The 17,239-nt window shown below is 71.2% G+C and carries 15 protein-coding genes; 3 read left to right on the forward strand and 12 right to left on the reverse strand.

Annotated features, from left to right (window positions below):
- Nucleotide 1: 1 nt before the first annotated feature.
- Entirely contained in the window at nucleotides 2-1,219 is a 1,218-nt protein-coding gene (locus tag ACT3UL_RS02355; RefSeq protein WP_444576513.1) for an endonuclease/exonuclease/phosphatase family protein, read from the reverse strand.
- A gap of 189 nt (nucleotides 1,220-1,408) precedes the next feature.
- Between ACT3UL_RS02355 and ACT3UL_RS02360 the strand changes: the two genes are divergently transcribed.
- On the forward strand, nucleotides 1,409-2,284 hold the full coding sequence (locus ACT3UL_RS02360) for an NAD(P)-dependent oxidoreductase (protein WP_444576514.1): 876 nt from the start codon (nucleotides 1,409-1,411) through the stop codon (nucleotides 2,282-2,284).
- Nucleotides 2,285-2,452: 168 nt separating this feature from the next.
- Nucleotides 2,453-3,703, forward strand: a complete 1,251-nt coding sequence (locus ACT3UL_RS02365; RefSeq protein WP_444576515.1) for a prolyl oligopeptidase family serine peptidase — start codon at nucleotides 2,453-2,455, stop codon at nucleotides 3,701-3,703.
- An 11-nt stretch (nucleotides 3,704-3,714) separates the two neighbouring features.
- On the opposite strand, the gene ACT3UL_RS02370 is transcribed toward ACT3UL_RS02365, so the two are convergent.
- The 5 genes from ACT3UL_RS02370 to ACT3UL_RS02390 form a co-directional block, all read right to left on the reverse strand.
- Nucleotides 3,715-4,263, reverse strand: coding sequence for an AAA family ATPase (locus ACT3UL_RS02370; RefSeq protein WP_444576516.1), 549 nt, complete (start codon nucleotides 4,261-4,263; stop codon nucleotides 3,715-3,717).
- A complete protein-coding gene (locus ACT3UL_RS02375) occupies nucleotides 4,260-6,002 on the reverse strand; it encodes an FAD-binding dehydrogenase (protein ID WP_444576517.1) in 1,743 nt (580 codons plus the stop codon). The genes ACT3UL_RS02370 and ACT3UL_RS02375 overlap by 4 nt, the downstream gene beginning before the upstream one ends.
- Nucleotides 5,999-6,319 (reverse strand): hypothetical protein, encoded by a 321-nt coding sequence (locus tag ACT3UL_RS02380; RefSeq protein ID WP_444576518.1) that lies wholly within the window; start codon nucleotides 6,317-6,319, stop codon nucleotides 5,999-6,001. The genes ACT3UL_RS02375 and ACT3UL_RS02380 overlap by 4 nt, the downstream gene beginning before the upstream one ends.
- 72 nt (nucleotides 6,320-6,391) lie before the next feature.
- The gene (locus ACT3UL_RS02385; RefSeq protein WP_444576519.1) at nucleotides 6,392-7,957 is read right to left on the reverse strand and encodes a TFIIB-type zinc ribbon-containing protein; all 1,566 of its coding nucleotides are present in this window, start codon (nucleotides 7,955-7,957) and stop codon (nucleotides 6,392-6,394) included.
- 6 nt (nucleotides 7,958-7,963) lie between these two features.
- Nucleotides 7,964-9,205: an SPFH domain-containing protein gene (locus ACT3UL_RS02390; RefSeq protein WP_444576520.1), complete on the reverse strand. Its 1,242-nt coding sequence runs from the start codon at nucleotides 9,203-9,205 to the stop codon at nucleotides 7,964-7,966.
- 268 nt (nucleotides 9,206-9,473) lie between these two features.
- Here ACT3UL_RS02390 and ACT3UL_RS02395 point away from each other — a divergent pair, with 268 nt between their 5' ends.
- A complete protein-coding gene (locus tag ACT3UL_RS02395; RefSeq protein WP_444576521.1) occupies nucleotides 9,474-10,307 on the forward strand; it encodes a bile acid:sodium symporter in 834 nt (277 codons plus the stop codon).
- Here the strand turns inward: ACT3UL_RS02395 and ACT3UL_RS02400 are convergent.
- The 6 genes from ACT3UL_RS02400 to ACT3UL_RS02425 form a co-directional block, all read right to left on the reverse strand.
- Nucleotides 10,273-11,076, reverse strand: a complete 804-nt coding sequence (locus ACT3UL_RS02400; RefSeq protein ID WP_444576522.1) for a class I SAM-dependent methyltransferase — start codon at nucleotides 11,074-11,076, stop codon at nucleotides 10,273-10,275. The two genes, ACT3UL_RS02395 and ACT3UL_RS02400, sit on opposite strands and share 35 nt — an antisense overlap.
- Nucleotides 11,077-11,147: 71 nt before the next feature.
- Entirely contained in the window at nucleotides 11,148-13,091 is a 1,944-nt protein-coding gene (locus ACT3UL_RS02405; protein ID WP_444576523.1) for an ABC transporter ATP-binding protein, read from the reverse strand.
- 422 nt (nucleotides 13,092-13,513) lie between these two features.
- Nucleotides 13,514-14,440, reverse strand: a complete 927-nt coding sequence (locus tag ACT3UL_RS02410) for a bile acid:sodium symporter family protein (protein ID WP_444576524.1) — start codon at nucleotides 14,438-14,440, stop codon at nucleotides 13,514-13,516.
- Nucleotides 14,441-14,505: 65 nt separating this feature from the next.
- Nucleotides 14,506-15,150, reverse strand: a complete 645-nt coding sequence (locus tag ACT3UL_RS02415; protein ID WP_444576525.1) for a response regulator — start codon at nucleotides 15,148-15,150, stop codon at nucleotides 14,506-14,508.
- Nucleotides 15,147-16,370, reverse strand: coding sequence for a sensor histidine kinase (locus tag ACT3UL_RS02420; RefSeq protein WP_444576526.1), 1,224 nt, complete (start codon nucleotides 16,368-16,370; stop codon nucleotides 15,147-15,149). Before ACT3UL_RS02420 ends, ACT3UL_RS02415 begins: the two co-directional genes overlap by 4 nt.
- Before the next feature lie 26 nt (nucleotides 16,371-16,396).
- The gene (locus tag ACT3UL_RS02425; RefSeq protein WP_444576527.1) at nucleotides 16,397-17,227 is read right to left on the reverse strand and encodes an ABC transporter permease; all 831 of its coding nucleotides are present in this window, start codon (nucleotides 17,225-17,227) and stop codon (nucleotides 16,397-16,399) included.
- Nucleotides 17,228-17,239: the final 12 nt, after the last annotated feature.

Here is a 17,239-nt window from a genome sequence, read left to right on the forward strand (position 1 = left end):
GTCAGGCGCGAACCTGGAGGTCCACCCGCACCAGGCGATGATCCGAGGTGGGGAACGGATGTGTGCCGGTCAGCTCGCTGCCGGGCTGTCCGAACTCCGGCCAGTACACGGCCGAGGAGACGATCTGGAGCGACTTCGCCGGCAGCACGTAGTCCACGCGCAGGTTCCCGGGTCCCGGGGTGTCCCCGAAGTCCGCCGTGTCGTACTGGGGATCGGTGCCGTGATCGGCGTTCGCGCCGCCCTGCTCCGCCGCTTCGACGGCGCCCGCGCTGTGAGGCTTCGTATCGCGCACGCGGGGGTGCGTGAGGAGCTGGTCGATCGCCCCCGGCCAGGAGTCACCGTCGACCGGATCGGAGTTGTAGTCGCCGAGGATCACGAAGTTCTCGCGAGCGGCGAGGCCGCCGTAGGTGCCGGCGTCATCGACGATCCACTGCGAGCGACGACCGGGGCTGAGGTAGTCCGCCCACAGGCGGATCTCATCGTTGTTGCGTCGCTGATTGCGCTTCTCCGGCCCGTCGAAGCTCGGCGGGGTGGGATGCGCGGCGAGCACATGCACGGTGGAGGAGCCGACCTGCACGGGCACGTCCCAATGGGACTTCGAGCTCAGCCGCAGATCGGCGGCGTGCCCCCCGTAGTACTCGGTGGGCAGCAGGTTGCTCGGCATGTCGGCCCAGCGCAGCTTCTGGAAGGTGCGCACCTGCTCGGTGAGGATCGGATGACGGGAGAGGATGACCATCCCGTACTGGCCCGGGAACTCGCCGTACCCCCAGGCGTCGTCCGGGCCGTCGGCGATGCCGTCACCGTTGAGGTCGAGCCCGCTGGGCACGCCGGTGTTCACCGGGGCCGAGAAGGAATAGGGATAGAAGACCGGGGTGCGGCCGTTCTGCCCGACCTCGAGGTACTTGCTGCGGAAGAGATCGGCGCCCGCGCCGTCCTCGTCGGCGTCGAACTCGTTCAGCAGCAGGATGTCGGGGTTGTTGATCTGGATGACCTCGGCGACCGCGCGGATCTGCGCATCCTTGCCGGTCTGGAGATCGCGCAGGAGCTCACCGGCCTTCGCACGGTTCAGCGACGCGTTGTAGGTCGCCACGCGCACCTGGTCGAACTGGCCACCGCGGCGACCGGACTGAGGGGCTGCGTGGGACGCTGCTGCCGGCAGGCCGAGGCCCGCTGCGGCAGCGGCGGCAAGTGCACGGCGGCGGCTGATGCTCGGTGACATGCCTTCCATTGTGCAGTAATTGCATCGCAGACCACAACGTCGGTGTGGACGACGGGTCCTCCCCACCGTTTTCCCGACGATCGTCCACACCGCTCCCGCCCCGCATGACCCGGCACCGGCCCGGCCCGGCCGACACGGATCCCGATATGGATCGGACATGGATCGGCGATCGATGCGAAACTGACGGACATGAGAATCGCGTTCCTGGGCACCGGCCGCATGGGCACGGAACTGGCCCTCCACCTGCTCCCCGACCATCAGCTGACCGTCTGGAACCGCACCGCGGCCCGGACCTCGACGCTCGCCGAGGCGGGCGCCGCCGTCACGGACTCCCCGGCCGACGCTGTCGCCGACGCCGACCTCGTGATCACCTCGCTGTTCGGTCCGGAGGCCGTGCGCGAGACCGTCATCGCCGCCGGCCTGATCCCGGCCGGCATCCCCTGGATCGACACCACGACCGTCTCGCCCGAGGACGCCGACGAGTTCGCCGAGGCCGTCCCCACCTATGTGGGGGTGCCGGTGATCGGGACGCTCGGCCCGGCCCGCAAGGGATCGCTCGGGGTGTACGTCGGCACGCCCGACGCCTCCCTGCGCGAGCAGGTCCTGGAGGTCGTGGCGCCCTGGGCCGATCCGGCGCGGCTGACGGGCGTCAACTCCGGCCGGAAGGCCGCCACCGGCAAGCTGCTGGCGAACCTTGCGCTGGCGATCAGCGCCCAGGGGCTGCGCGAGGCGCTGGCTCTCGGTGAGGCCGCCGGCGCCTCCGCCGAGGAGACGCTGGACATGCTCGGCTCGACCGGCCTCGCCTTCATCGCCGGCATGAAGGGGGCCTTCGTCCGCGGCGAGCGCACCACGGAGGGCGGCGACTTCACGGCCGACGCGATCGCCAAGGACGCACGGCTGATGATCGGCACGGTCACCGCCGCCGACGACAGCACCCGCCCCGGCGGCGACCTGCCCGCCCTGCGCGGAGCCCTCGCCTCCCTCGACGCGGAGATCGCCGCCGGTCACGGCGACGACGACTTCTCCACCATCCTGCTGCCGGGGGCAGAACCCGCCGGGGAGTGAGGCCGGGCGACAGCCCCGGGGCCCTGGCGCCCCGGGGCCCCGCCGTCGCGCGCCCCGCCGTCGAACCGAATAGTGTCGTTCCACTATTGACGCTCTCCCCGAGGGGCCATAGATTCATTCGTGGTGATGCGGGCCACATCAGTGCCCGCCCGAACGAAGGAGTTCCCCATGAGCAGTCCCTTCCCCCGTCGTGCCGTCCTCACCGCCGGCGCCGCCACTGCTGCCGCTGCCGCCGCGACCGTCGGCCTCGCCCCCGCGGCTCTCGCGAAGGGCCCGGAGCGCTCCGCACCGTTCTCACTCGACGCCGAGGTCCTCGACGGCGGAGAGCAGATCGTCTCGGTGACGATCGACGCCACCCGCCGGGGCGGCCTGCCCACCGGCGAGCTCCCGACCTCGACCTTCACCGTCCACGCCCGCGGGACGGACAGGCTCCGGGGCTCGGTGGCCTACGACCTGGACCGGACCGTCACCGCCGTGACCGCTGATCATCACGGGCGCATCACGGTCGATCTCGAGCACGGCTTCGGCGTGGACGGCGCGAGCACCCTGGCCTACATCGGGTCCGTCGGCCGCAACGTGCAGCTCGACCTCGAGTACACGATCACGCAGAACGAGCCGCTCCCCCTGCACGGCAAGGGCGTCCCGCAGATCTCCTCCTTCATCCAGGGCGACCTCGTCTCCCCCGAGGTCGACGCCTTCACCTCCCGCGTCTCCGCCTCCGGCACCAACTACCGCCTCTTCAGCCCCGCTCAGCGCGGGAAGAAGGCCGAGCTGCCCCTGGTGGTCTGGCTGCACGGCGGCGGTGAGGGCGGCGTCGGGAAGGGCGGGGCCGACTACTACGACAACGAGACCCAGCTGCGGGCGAACCGCGGGGCGCTGGGCCCGGCCACGAAAGAGGCGCAGGAGCTCTTCGGCGGCGCCTACGTCGTCGCGCCCCAGTGCACGTCGGCGTGGATGGCGGACGGCGATGCCTTCGAGCCGCTGATCGACGAGATCATCGAGGAGGTCGCCGCCTCCCACCGCATCGACCGCGATCGGGTCCATGTGACCGGGTGCAGCAACGGCGGCTACATGACGCTCAAGATGATCGTGGAGAACCCCGGGGCGTTCGCCTCCGCCGTGCCGATCTGCTGCGCGGTCGAAGGTCGTCCCACGCCGCTGGTCAGCGATGAGCAGCTCGAGGCGGTCACTACGCCGACCTGGCTGATCGCCGCGGCGAACGACGACACGATCAACCCGCAGGCAAACTCCGTGCACGCCCACGAGCTGATCGATGAGTCGATCCTCAGCCTGTACGACACGGTGACCTGGGAGGGCGTGGACTATCCCGGTCACTGGTCGTGGATCTACGCGGCCCGCAACGATCCCTCCCACGACGGCGTGAGCCTGTGGGAGTGGATGGCCGAGCAGCAGCTCTGAGAGCGGACGGCTCAGATCCCGACTGCGCGCAGCACCGCCTGAGCGGTGCTGCGCGGGTCGGGGCCGACGGGCACCGTGACGTCCTCGACCTCGGCGGCGTCGAGGATCACGGTGAGTTCGTCGAAGCGGTCCAGGTGCCAGGCGAGGCCGTCCGGATCGTCCTCGTGCCGGCGGTGCAGGCGCGCACGGACGACACCCCGCGGCGCGGTCAGCCGCACCACGGTGAGCGGGCAGCCGAACGCCTCCTCGTAGTCGGCGCGGGCGTCGCGCTCCTCGATCACCCCGGCGGCGACCAGCACCCGGGCCCCGGCCTCCCGGTGCACCCCGCTCACGGCGCGGAGCGCGGCCCGCTCGAGCCGGCTGTGGAAGCGGTCGTACGAGGGGGCGGGCCAGGCCCGGCGCAGCCAGTCCAGGTCGAAAGCGGAGCCGGGGATCGAGCGTGCCTCGAGCTCCTCGGCGATCGCGTCGGTCGTGGTCGTCTTCCCGACCCCGACGGCGCCGATGAGCAGCAGCGCCCGCGGGATCGCCGCGCCCGCCGCAAGGGCGGGCGCACCGCTCATCGCAGGTCCTCGAGCACGCCCTTGGCGGCTTGGCGCCCGCTGAAGAGGCAGCCACCGAGGAAAGTGCCCTCCAGGGCGTTGTGCCCGTGCACGCCCCCGCCGCCGAAGCCGCTCGCCTCTCCTGCGGCGTAGAGGCCCGGCAGCCGACGATCGACGGCGTAGGCGTCCTGCTCGGCAGTGCCCGGAACCGCGGCCGCAGGTGCCCGCTGTACCCGTCCGCCGAGGTCCGTCTCGAGTCCGCCGAGCGTCTTGCGCAGCAGCACGTGCAGCCGCACGGCGATCAGCCCGCCGGCCGACGGGTCCAGCAGACGGTGCGGGGCCGCCGTGCGGATCAGGCGATCCCCGAGATAGTGACGGGCCCCGCGCAGCGCGGTGATCTGGGTGTCCTTCGAGAAGCGGTTCGTGATCTCGGCGTCCCGGGCCCGGATCACCCGCTCCAGCTCGCCGGCCTCGACGAGGTCCTCGCCGGTGAGAGCGTTCATACGGCCCACCAGCTCGGGCACGTCCCCGGCCTGCAGGAAGTCCTCGCCGTGGTCGAGGAACGCCTGCACCGGGGCGGGCGCGCCGGGCTTCACGCGCGAGAGCACCTGCCTCACGTCCTTGCCGGTGAGGTCCGGGTTCTGCTCGCTGCCGGAGAGCGCGAACTCCTTCGCGATGATCTTCGGCGTGAGCACGAACCAGGAGTGGTCATGGCCGGTGGTGCGCAGGTGCCGCAGTGTGGAGGTGGTGTCGAAGCCGGGGAAGGCCGGGGCGGGCAGCCGGTGCCCGCGGGCGTCCACCCAGAGCGAGGACGGGCCGGGCAGGATGCGGATGCCGTGGCCGCGCCACACCGGGTCCCAGTTCCGGATCCCCTCGGTGTAGTGCCACATCCGGTCGCGGTTGATCCAGCTCCCTCCAGCCCGCTCCGCGGCGAGCATCCCGGTGCCGTCGACGCTCGCGGGGACCCCGTGCACGAAGTCCTCGGGCATGGTGCCGAGATCCGCGGGCCACAGCTCGCGCACGAGCTCCTCGTTGCCGCCGATGCCGCCGGTCGCGACGAGGACGGCCGCCGCTCGATGCTCGAACTCGTCGCGCACCTCGCGGGTCGATCCGACGCCGCGCCCGGTGGCATCCGGGACGAGCACCTGCCCGCGCACCCCCACGGCCCGGCCGCCCTCGACGAGGACCTCCTCGACGGCATGGCGGGTGGCCAGTGTGATCCGGCCTGTCGCGCGGTGGGCGGCGAGCGACCGGGCGAAGGGCTCGACGACGCCGGGTCCCGTGCCCCAGGTGATGTGGAAGCGGGGCACCGAGTTGCCATGCCCCTCGGCGCGGCCGTCGCCCCGCTCGGCCCAGCCGACGACGGGGAAGAGCCGCAGGCCCACGCTGTGCAGCCAGGACCGCTTCTCCCCCGCGGCGAACTGCAGGTAGGCCTCGGCCCAGCGGCGCGGCCAGTGATCCTCCGGCCGGTCGAAGGCGGCGGAGCCGTACCAGTCCTGCCGGGCCAGCTCGAGGCTGTCGCGGATGCCGAGGCGCCGCTGCTCCGGGGAGTCGACGAGGAAGAGCCCGCCGAAGCTCCACCAGGCCTGCCCGCCGAGGTCCTGCTCGCCCTCGCGCTCCAGGAGGAGCACCCGTCGGCCGCCGTCGGCGATCTGCGTCGCGGCGACCAGCCCCGACAGACCGGCACCGACCACGATCACGTCGAACCCGGCGCCTGGTTCGGTGCCGGTGCGGTCTGCGGCGGTGGGGTCGGCGGTCATGTCACCGAGATGCGGTGGACCCGCTCGAGATGATCGGTGGAGTTGTCGCCGCTCATGGTGCGGGACTTCTTGCGGTTGTTCGTGCCGACCTTGCGGTCCCCGCGCTCGAGGTTGCCGACGGCGACCTCCGTCTCCCGTTCGAAGTGGTGACGCTTGTCGGTGTTGCGGTAGTAACGGTAGATGCCGCCGTAGATCGCGATGAACACCGCAGGCCCCGCGACGAAGGGGAAGGCGATGCCGATCGCGCCGTCTCCGGAATCGGCCAGCAGCATCGGCGTCATCGGATCCGCCGCCAGCTCAGCGAGCAGTGGGAACATCGCGTCCATCCTCTCCGTCATCGGCCGACGGCTCCACCGTCGTCGTCCGGTTCATCCTCGTCATCGTCGTCCTCATCCCGCCAGGAACCAACCGAACCCGACCACGGCCCCGATCACCGCTGCGACCGTGCCTCCCGCACACGCCACGGCGAAGATCTTCGGGTGCGAGACCGGGACCGAGCCCATGGTGTTGCCGTTGCGGGCGTTGACCGCGATGTAGTGGACCAGCGATCCCTCGCCCTTGGCGGAGTCGGCGTAGCTGTACAGCCACACGGGCACGTAGACGGAGACCCAGCGGGTTCCGCGCACGGCCACGCCCTCCTGCTCCCATCGCACCCCGCGGTCGTACCGGCCCACGGTCGGCGTGGCCTTCGCCCGAGCGATCGACAGGAACTTCTCCTCGACCTCGTCGTCGACATCGCGGACGTTGAGGTCGCGGCGCTCGGAGGTGAAGTTCTTGAGGTAGTTCGAGTTGTAGGCGACGGCGTTCTCGGTGTCGTACGGCTGGACGGCGTTGAGGATGTTGTTCGTCGCGTGCTCGTTGTCCTGGGCGTCGAAACGCTGCGCGGACTCGACCGTGAGATCGTCCACGAGCAGGTCGAAGGCCCGCTTCACCTGGAAGACGTCCGCGTCGTAGTAGGTCTCGGTGCGCTTGTGGTCGCCGCTCCCGGTGGTCACCGTGTACCGACGCGTGGTGACCTCGCCGGTGCCGCCGAGCACGGCGTGCATGTTGCCGTCCACGACCAGGTACGGGATGTACACGCCCATGACGTTGTCCGGGACGAACTCCGCCTTGAAGCGTCCCAGCGCGAACGCCTTCCGCTTCCCGGCGAAGGCGTCGATGCGTTCGACGGCCTCCTCGCGGGTGAGCTGGAACGGCAGCACCGCGTCCGGCACCGCGCCGTTGGGGATCTGGGTGTTCACCGACAGGGTCTGCCGGCACCAGTGGCAGCGCGCCTGCAGCTCCTGGTCGACGTTGACGACCACCTCGGCGCCGCAGCCCTGGCACTTCAGGGTCATCACCGTGAAGTCCTCGCGGACGTCCGCGGTGCCGGAGGCCAGCGTGTGGCCGCGCAGGTCCGCGATCGACGAGTCCAGGCCGAAGGCCTCCTCCGCGTTCACCTCGTTCCACTGGTGCCGGCAGTACGCGCACACCAGGGCCTTCACGGAGAGCGAGTAGGAGATGTCCGTGCCGCCGCACTTCGGGCACTTGTTCAGCCCGTCGTCGCGGCTCGAGCTGGTGTCGATGATGCGGTTGCTGGCATGCTGGCGCGCCGCCTCGGCGGCTCCGGCCACCGACTGGTCACCGAGCATCTCGGCAGGACGCTGCTGGTCCGGCGCAGGCTGGTTCTGCTGCGGAGGCGGTCCCGTCGGCGCGCCGTCCTGCCCGGGCTGTGCGCCCTGCCCTGCGGGCCACTGGGGTGCGGAGCCGGGGTCGGAGCTCTGGGCTCCCGGCGCGGAGAAACGACCGTCGCCCGAGGCCGAGGGGTCAGCGCGATCAGGATCGGGCTGTGCCCCCGGGCCCCGGGGATCGTGCTGGGGTCCGGTGTGCGCGCCCACGCCCATCCCGTCGTCGGCCGGGGGGCGGGAGGGCTGGTCGGGACGCGCCCATCGCGGATCCTGAGGAGGAACGGTCATGACAGGTCAGAGGCCGAGAGCGGCCTTCTTCGCCGCCTCGTAGTCCTCTTCCGAGATCAGACCCTGCTCCAGCATCTGCTTGTACTGGGCGAGCTTGGCGACCGGATCCTCCTGCGCGGGCGCGGCCTGCTGGGGCGCGGCCTGCTGCTGACCCTCCCCCTGCTGCGGAGCCTGCTGCTGCCCACCCTGCTGAGGCGCACCCTGCTGCCCGGGCGGCGACCACGGCTGGGCCGGGTTGACCATGCCACCCGCCGCGCCCATGCCGGCACCGAACATCGCCAGTCCCGCGCCGCCGCCGGTCTCCCCGGCGGACTGCACGCCGCGCGCGGCGGCCTGGTTCATGAACGACTGCGAGCGGGCGCCGGAGAGGGCGTCGGCCTTCTGCACGTCGTTGAGCAGCTCGCGGGTGTTCTTGTCGTACTCGATCGAGACGATCGCGGTCTTCACGATCGCGAGGCCACGGTCGCTGGACCAGCGATAGCCCTCCTCGACGGCCGCCGACAGCGACTGCGCAAAGCCCACCGAGTCACCCTGGATCCTGGAGATCCGGTTGCCCTTGTCGGGATCGTTCGTGTAGCGGGAGAACGCCTGGGCGAGCGAGCCGACGACCTCGCGGAACAGCTGGTTGCCGGCGTCGTTGTTCTCGTCGGAGAAGTCGAACACGGGTGCACCCGCGGAGATGAACGTGGCCGGCACGAAGTTGTGCACGAACAGCAGCGGGTCGATGATCCGCAGCGTGTAGGAGCCGCGGCACACGGCACCGACCTGGGCGTTGAGATAGGCGTCGTCCCAGTAGATCTCGGACTGCGTGCCGAAGCGGTTGTTCGGGATCTCCTTGAGGCTCACGTAGAAGGCGAGCTGCTGCGAGGTGGGGCGGCCGCCGAACTTGAAGCGCTCCCAGGAGGTGCCGACCGTCGAGGCCAGCATCTCGTCGCCGGCGAAGACCGAGCGGGCGTCCGGCGAGTCGTCGGTGAACTCGTAGCCGCCGGCCTCGGTGATCAGGCCTGTCGCGCGGCCGTCGACCACCGTGATCAGCCCGTAGCCCTGGGGCACGAGGATCTTGGAACCGTTGGAGATGACGTTCTCGGACCCGCGGGTGTTCGAGCCGCGACCGGCGTTGGTGCCCTGCGGCACCGCCGGGAACAGGGCCGCCGTCTGCGACAGCCCGTTCGGAACGGTGAGGAAGTCCTTCCACTGATCGGCGAGCATGCCGCCGACAGCGCCCTTGAATGCCTGGATGAATCCCATGTGAGCTCCTTCGTCGCCCCCGAGCGTGTGATCGGGGCCATGCTATCGCGCAGCACCCGAACGCTCGCTGGATCCGCGCACTACTGTCGCTGAGCATGGAGCCGACGCGTGGTGAGGACCCCCGGACGCATCCGGGCCCTCGAGCACGCGAGAGCCTCCCCGAGCTGCTCGAGCGCCATCAGGTCGCGATCTCTCTGAGCGCCCTCGTCGATGGTCTCGCGCTGGGCGCCCTGCTGCCCGGGGCGCCACCCCTGCGCTCGAGGTCGCCGTGGAGCCCGCGATCGCCGCTCTGCTGCTGGTCACCTTCCTCGGGGTGCCGCTGCGCGACCTCGGTGCCGGGCTGCTGGACGGACGGTTCCTGCTGACCCTGCTCGCGGTGAACTTCCTGGTGGCGCCGTTGATCGTCGCGCTGATCACGCTGCCGCTCGCGGGCTCCCCGGAGCTGCTCGTCGGCGCCCTGCTGGTGCTGCTGGCCCCGTGCATCGACTACGTCGTGGTGTTCACGGCGCTCGCGGGCGGGGCGAAGGACCGGCTGCTCGCGGCGACCCCGCTGCTGATGCTCGCGCAGCTGGTGGCTCTGCCCGTGCTGGTGCCGCTGCTCAGCGGTGGCGCCGCCGCGGGCCTGATCGAGGCGGGCCCGTTCGTGCGCGCCCTGGTGCTGCTGGTGCTGCTCCCCCTGCTCATGGCCGCCCTGATCCAGCGTGTCGCCCCGCGCTGGGATCTCTCGCCGGCGATGGTGCCGCTGATGGTGGTCGTGCTGGTCTCCGTGGTCGCCTCGCAGACGCCGCGCGTGCTCGGAGCGGGAACGGCGCTGCTCTCGCTCGTGCCGATCTACGCTGGCTTCCTGGTGCTGGCCACGGGTGCCGGGATCCTCGTGAGCCGCCTGGCACGACTGGACGCCCCCGCGGCCCGCGCCGTGACGTTCTCCGGCGCGACCCGCAACTCCCTCGTGGTGCTGCCGCTGGCCCTGGCGATGCCGTCTCCCCTGGTCCCGGCGGCGGTGGTCACCCAGACCCTCGTCGAGCTGCTCGGGATGGTGCTGCTGGTGCGGATCCTGCCGCGGCTGCTCAGGGATGGGATGCAACCACCAGCACGGCGGTGACCGGGAAAGAGAGCATGCCGTCGGCCGTCTCGAACGGGACCCACAGCTTCCGCACCCGCTCCTCGATCTCCGCACGCACCGCGCCCGTCTGCGCCTGGTGGAGCCGGCCCGCGCCCCCGACGCCGCCCGCGATCCCGACCATCAGGTCGTCGGCGGCGATGCGCCAGGTCCAGCGCAGCGCCTCCGCCCGCACGACCTGCAGGCCTGCCTCCTGCGCGATGCCGGCGAGCCCGTCGACCGAGCGCGGGAAGTCGAGCTCCGGCGCCAGATGAGAGCTGGGCACGGCGACGGCGCCGGCGGCTCGACTCGCCTCACCGAAGGCCGCCAGATGCGGTCCGGGCGCAGCGGGCCAGATCGCCATCGCGATCGGGGCCGACGGCGCCGCGACCCGCGCGAGGTCGCGCACCGTGGCGCGCGGATCGGGAACATGGTTGACGACGAAGTTCGCGGTGACCGCACCGACGGAGCGGTCGGGCAGCGGGAGCAGCGGCGCGCCGGCCTCGTGGACGCTGAGCGCCCTCCCGGCCGACGCCGCGACCTCAAGGGTCGCGGCCTCGCGCGTCGCGGCCACCATGTCCGCGTCCGGATCCACGGCGAGGACCCGTCGGCCCTCCCGCGCGGCGGCGAGTGCGAGGTCGCCGGTCCCGCAGCCCACATCGAGATGGAGCTCTCCGGGCGCGGTCACCTCCAGCAGGGTCGGCACGGTGCCCGCGCACAGGGCCGCGAACGATCTGCGGTACGCGTCGGCCACGCCGTCGAAGCTGCTCATGGCTCCATCCTGATCCTGCACCCGTCTCGCCGCCAGTCCGGCTGGGTCTGTGCGGAGGGCAGGTCGCCGGCTCAGCCGGTGATGTCGAACTTCGCGAGCTTGCGGCTGTCGCCGGAGCTCTGGAGAGCGAGCAGCTGGGCGTAGATGCCGCCGGAGGTCGCGAGCTCGGCGGGCGAGCCGATCTCGTCGATGTGGCCGTCGCGCAGGGTGACGATGCGGTCCACCTCGGCGATCGTGGAGAGGCGGTGGGCGATGATCAGCGAGGTGCGCCCGGCCATCAGCTGGTCCAGTCCCTTCTGCACCTGGATCTCGGCCTTGGTGTCCAGCGCCGAGGTGGCCTCGTCGAGCACGAGCACCGGGGCGTCCTTGAGGATCGCGCGGGCCACCGCGATGCGCTGGCGCTGGCCGCCGGAGAGCTTCAGCCCGCGCTCTCCGATGACCTGCTCGTAGCCCTCGGGGAAGCGGAGGATGAAGGCATCGGCGTTGGCGCGCCGGGCGGCCTCGAAGACCTCCTCGTCGCTCGCCTCGGGGCGGCCGTAGGCGATGTTCTCGCGGATCGTGCCGGAGAACAGGGAGGCGTCCTGGAAGACGACGCCGATGCGGGAGCGCAGCTGGTCCAGCGGCAGGTCCGAGCTGGGATGGCCCACGACGTCGACGCTGCCGTTGCGGGGCTCGTACAGGCCCAGCAGCAGGTTCACGATCGTCGACTTGCCGCCGCCGGACTCCCCCACCAGGGCGATCTTCTCGCCACGGTCCACCTGGAAGTCGATCCCGTGCAGCACGTCGTCGCCGTCCTCATAGGCGAAGTCCACGCCGCGGAAGGCGACCACGGGAGCATCCGGGACGGGCTCGATCCACGGACGCTCGGCGAGCGCGACCGCGGTGCCGGACGCAGCCGAAGCAGTTGCCTCGCCCTGCTCGCCGAACGAGCTCGTCGTCCCCGTCGGCCGCGTCTCATCGGCCGAGACCGTGCCGCTCGCGTGGCCGGCGTCGGCCGCATCGACAGGACGGGCGGCCATCACGGCGGCGGTGCGCGGATCGACGGGGGTCTCCATCACACGGAAGTAGTCCTTGGAGCCGGCGATCGCGCGCTGGGCGGCGTCGATCACCCAGCTCATCGACTCCACCGGAGCCTTGGCCATGGTCATGAGCTGGACCAGCAGCACCATCTCGCCGAGCGTGAACTGGCCCTGCACGGTGCGCACGAAGATGATCGCGTAGATGCCGAAGAAGATGACGTTCAGGAACGCCCGACGGATCACGTCCATCCGATGCCAGTGCGAGGACTGCGCCCGGGTCGTGGCGTCGGTGGAGCGGAAGCGGCGCGAGAAGTCCTCGAGCTCGCCGCGCTCGCGCACGAAGGACTTCACCACGCGGATCTGGCCGACGACCTCGGCGAAGCGTCCCGAGGCGATGTCGACCTGCTCGTTCTTCTCGCCCTCCAGGCGCTGCCACTTCACGGAGGTCAGCGAGGTCAGCCACACGTAGACCGGGAACACGATGAGCAGCAGCACGGTGAGCGGCCAGGCGTACCAGGCGCTGATCGCGAGCACCGCGACGGTGGTGATGAGCATCGACGCGAAGGAGTTCGACATCATCTTCGTGAAGTTGGTGATCTCGGTGATCGACCTGTTCAGCCGCGCGACGATGGTGCCGGTGATCTCGCCGTCGAACCAGCGCTGGGGCAGGTGCAGCAGCTTGTCGTAGTAGCGCACCGAGAGGATCGTGCGCATCCGGTTGCTCATGACGTCGCCGAACCAGCCGCCGACGTTCGAGATCACGGTGTTGAGCAGCTCCGCCAGCAGCACGGCCGCGGCGATCAGCAGCACGGTGCGCACAGCAGTACCCGTGGCGGTCTGCCCGCCCACGGCGCCCGCGACGGTGTCGGTGGCGTGGCCGATGAGGAAGGGGACCGTCAATCCGGCGACGGCGGTGAGCACCGAGCAGACGATGACTGCGGTGTAGAGAGGAGCGAGGGACCGGGTGAAGCGGACGATGCGCAGCAGGGACGACACCGGGACAGCGTAGGCGCGATTCCAGGCACGTGGAACGGCTGGGTGAGTCGATCCACGCACAGCAGAATTCCCGTCGCGGGTCCCTGTCGCGGAGTACCGGCAGGCGTCGAGTCGCGCCGGGTCCCAGGATCTGTCGCCCGGGATCCCCACCCCGCCCACCTCGCTCGCTCCACCTGTCTCGGTCACCCCGCCCGTCTCGTTCGCACCCGCCCACCTCGCTCGCACCGCCCAACCTGCACCACGTGTCGGTGAGGGCGCTCTCACCGACACGTGGTGCTGGATACCAAGCAGTCATCGGCGGGAGGGGCAGCCCGCGCGGACAGCAGGAGCGGACAGCAGGAGCGGATAGCGAGCGGGGGCTACGCGAGATGTCAGCGCGCGCCGAATGCCGCTGCGCGCGGCCTGCGGGCAGCGCGCGCGGGTCAGTCGGTCTTGGGGCCGACGACGCCCAGCAGCACCCAGAGCGAGCCCTTCTCCCCGGCGCGGCGACGGCGCAGAATGCCGGTCGCGAGGGCATACGGCACGAGCATCACGAAGCCGACGGCGCTGAGCAGCAGGATCGCCACCACGATCGAGCCGTCGCCGCTGCCCGTGCGGGCCACCAGCAGGGCGGCGGCGATATTGCGCTGGCTGGTGAGGATCGCGGGGCCGTCGACCACGGTGAGGGTGTCGCCGGCGAGATCCCCGGAGAGGCGACCGGCCACGAAAGCGAGGGCCACCAGGCCCACCGCGACGAGCATCACCGGCGAGAGGAGCAGCTGCAGCACGATCCCCGAGTTCGAGCCGAAGCCGGAGAGGAACATGAGCACCGCGGAGATCGCCGCGACGGCGCCGGCGATGCGGGCGAACCGGTCGGCGCGGCTCGGGAACACCCAGGCGATGACGATGCCCGCGATCATCGGGGACAGCATCGTGCCCAGCAGCAGGCGGGCCACGGCCCAGCCGTCGACCTGGATGTCCTGCAGCAGGAAGGGCACCACGATCGGCATGAACACGATCGAGCCCAGCAGCAGCACCGCCATCGGCCCGGCCGTCTCGCCGTAGGGGATGCGGGCCATCGCGCCCAGCTGCAGCACGAACGGCGCCCCGGCCGCGCACAGGGCGATGATTAACCCGGCACCGGTCTGGTGCGGGAGCAGCCCCTCGAGGAGCCAGATGACCAGGGTGCCCACGGCCGGGACGATCACGAAGTTCGCCCCGAGCACGGCGAGCACCGTGCGGCGGTCCCGCAGCTGGTTGCGGAAGGCGCGCAACGGGGTGCGCAGGCCCATGGAGAGCATCGACGCGATCGCGAAGACCGGGACGCTGACATGGATCAGCAGGCCCAGCAAGGATTCGATCGTGTGCACCCCCGCAGGCTACGTGGTGCCCCGAGCCCGGGTCATGGGGGATTCCCTCCGTGGTCGGGCCGGTGTCAGATCCAGCCGTTGTCCGAGGCCGCCCGCACCGCGTCGACCCGGTTGGTGACCCCGATCTTGCCGATCGCGGAGGAGATGTGGTTGCGCACCGTGCCCTCGGACAGGAACAGGGTGGTGGCGATCTGCGCGGTGGTGCCGCCGGCGGCCGCGCTCTGCAGCACCTCGGTCTCCTTCGCGGTGAGCGGGCTCGAGCCGACGGACAGCGACTGCGCGGCGAGCTCGGGGTCCACCACCCGCAGCCCCTGGTCCACCCGGCGGATCGCGTCGACCAGCCGCTCGACGGGAGTGTCCTTGACCATGAAGCCGTGGGCCCCGGCCTCCATCGTGCGGCGCAGGTAGCCGGCGCGCCCGAAGGTGGTCAGCACGATGATCCGCGGCCGGGCCCCGGGCCCACCGGCCGCCTGCAGAGCCTCGGCGACCTCGATGCCGTCGGCCGGGCCGGGGGTCCCGTCGGCCCGGGTCCCGGCCGGCATCTGCACGTCCAGCAGCAGCAGGTCCGGGGTGTGCTCGGCGACCGCGGCGAGGGTGCTCGCCCCGTCGGCCGCCTCCCCCACCACCTCGAGATCGGATTCCAGGCGCAGCAGGGCCACCAGTCCCGAGCGCAGGATCGACTGGTCATCGGCCACCACCAGGCGGATCATCGCCGCTCCCCCGTCGCCACGTTCTGCTCGGCATCTGATCGCTCTCCGGTTCGCTCTCCGGGTCGCCCCTCGTGCGGGTCATCCATCCGCGCGTGCAGCGTCGTCCCGCCGCCCTCGGAGGTGACCTCGAGGCGCCCGCCGGCCACGGCCACCCGCGCCTGCAGTCCTCGCAGACCCGAGCAGGGGGCGTCCTCGGGGATGCCCACGCCGTCGTCGGTGACCCGCACGGAGCTCTCGTCCACGGCGATCGTGGCGTGCTCGGCCCGGGAGTGGCGCACGATGTTGGTGACGCCCTCGCGGATCACGTAGCCGAACAGCTCGGCGCGGTCGTCCGGCAGCTGCGGCAGGGCGGTGGGCACCTGGGCCCGGATGCCGACGGTCGCGAGCACGGTGCGAGCCGACGCGATCTCGGTGGCCGCGCGCACGTGCTGCATGCCGCTGGCGGTGGCGCGCACGTCCGACAGCGCCTGGCGCACGGTGCTCTCGATGTGCACGAGCTGCTCACGGGCCGCGTCGGGATCGGAGTCCAGGAGCCGGCGCGCCAGCTGCGCGGAGATGGTCAGGGACGTCAGGGAATGCCCGAGCAGGTCGTGGAGGTCGCGGCCGATGCGTTCGCGCTCCGCGGCCACTGCGAGCACGGCATTGCGCTCCTGGGCCGCCTCGAGCTGCTCCTGGAGGATCTCCTGACGGATGCCGTAGCCGATGCCCCAGGACATCAGGGCGCCCATCACGGCGAGTCCGGCGGCGAGGTAGGTCTGTGTGGCGACGGCGAGCACGATCACCGCGAGGCTCATCACCACCATGCTCGGCACGGCCCATCGCCAGGGCAGCAGCAGCACATGGGTCATCGCCTGGAACATCACCATGAACAGCACGTTCACGCCGATCAGCGGGATGAGGGCGAGCAGGATCAGAGAGCACATCGCGAACCAGCCCAGGCGCACGCGGAGCGGGTACATCCCGATGCCGCAGCAGTAGACGAACGCGACCCCGTACACCAGCAGCATGGCCGTCACCAGCATCGCCGAGGGCCCCGGTGATCCGATCCAGGCGAGGACGATCGGGATGGCGACGAACAGGACCGGCGCGAGCGAGTAGGGCAGTCCCCCGGATTCGACGGCGGCACGGTGGATCGCTCGCGGCGTCAGCGGGCGCCCGGCGGTCTCCTGCTCGCCGCCTCGTGCCCGGATCCCGAAGGTCGCGGCGGTGTCGGTTCCCATGGAGCTCATTGTGTCAGCGTCTCGTGTCACCGGCGGCTGAGACCGACGGCGCGGGACATGCTCACGGCGCACAGCAGTCCGAGCGCCACGGTCCAGGCACCGATCACCAGCAGACCCGTCACAGGGAACTGACTGCCGTACAGGGCCCACTCGCCCAGGCCCGAGATCCAGTAGGTGGGGAGCGCGTGGCCGACGGACTGCATCCAGTCCGGGAACATCTCCAGCGGCATCCACAGCCCGCCGAAGATCGCCATCGCCATCATGGTGACCACGCCGCCGGCCATCGCGGCGCCGCCCTTGAGGACCATGCCGAGCACGAGGCCGACGAGGATGGTGGGCAGCAGCCCGAGCCACAGCACCGCGAGGGTCAGGAGGAACGCCCCCATGCTCGCCTCGACCCCGGTGAGCAGGCCCGCGATCCCCACGGCGAGCAGCGCCGGGACGATCACGGCGCTCGCGGCCATCACGGACCCGGTCAGGAACGAGCGCGGCGACAGGCCCGCCACGATCAGCTGGCGCAGGAACCCGTTGCGCTGATCCTCCTGGATCTGGGTGCCGGCGGTGACCGCGGCGCCGAGCCCGCCGTAGGCGGCCATGTTCACCATGATCAGTCCGCCGGCCTCCCCGCCCGCCTCCTTGCCGAACATCATCGAGAACAGCAGGTACATGCCCACCGGCATGAGGATCGTGAACACCATGAACATGACGTTGGTGACCGTCATGCGGGTGGTGTGCAGGGCGTAGTGCAGGGTGCGTCGGGCGGCCGACGGGGCGGCGTCCGCCCGAGCGGCAGGTGCCGCGGCCACGGCGGCTCCCGTGCCGGAGCTGAGGACGGTGGAATCGGCGGGTGCGGTCATGGTGTGCCTCCG

Origin of the sequence: Brachybacterium sp. 107, assembly GCF_052379725.1 — a bacterium.
GTDB lineage: Bacteria > Actinomycetota > Actinomycetes > Actinomycetales > Dermabacteraceae > Brachybacterium.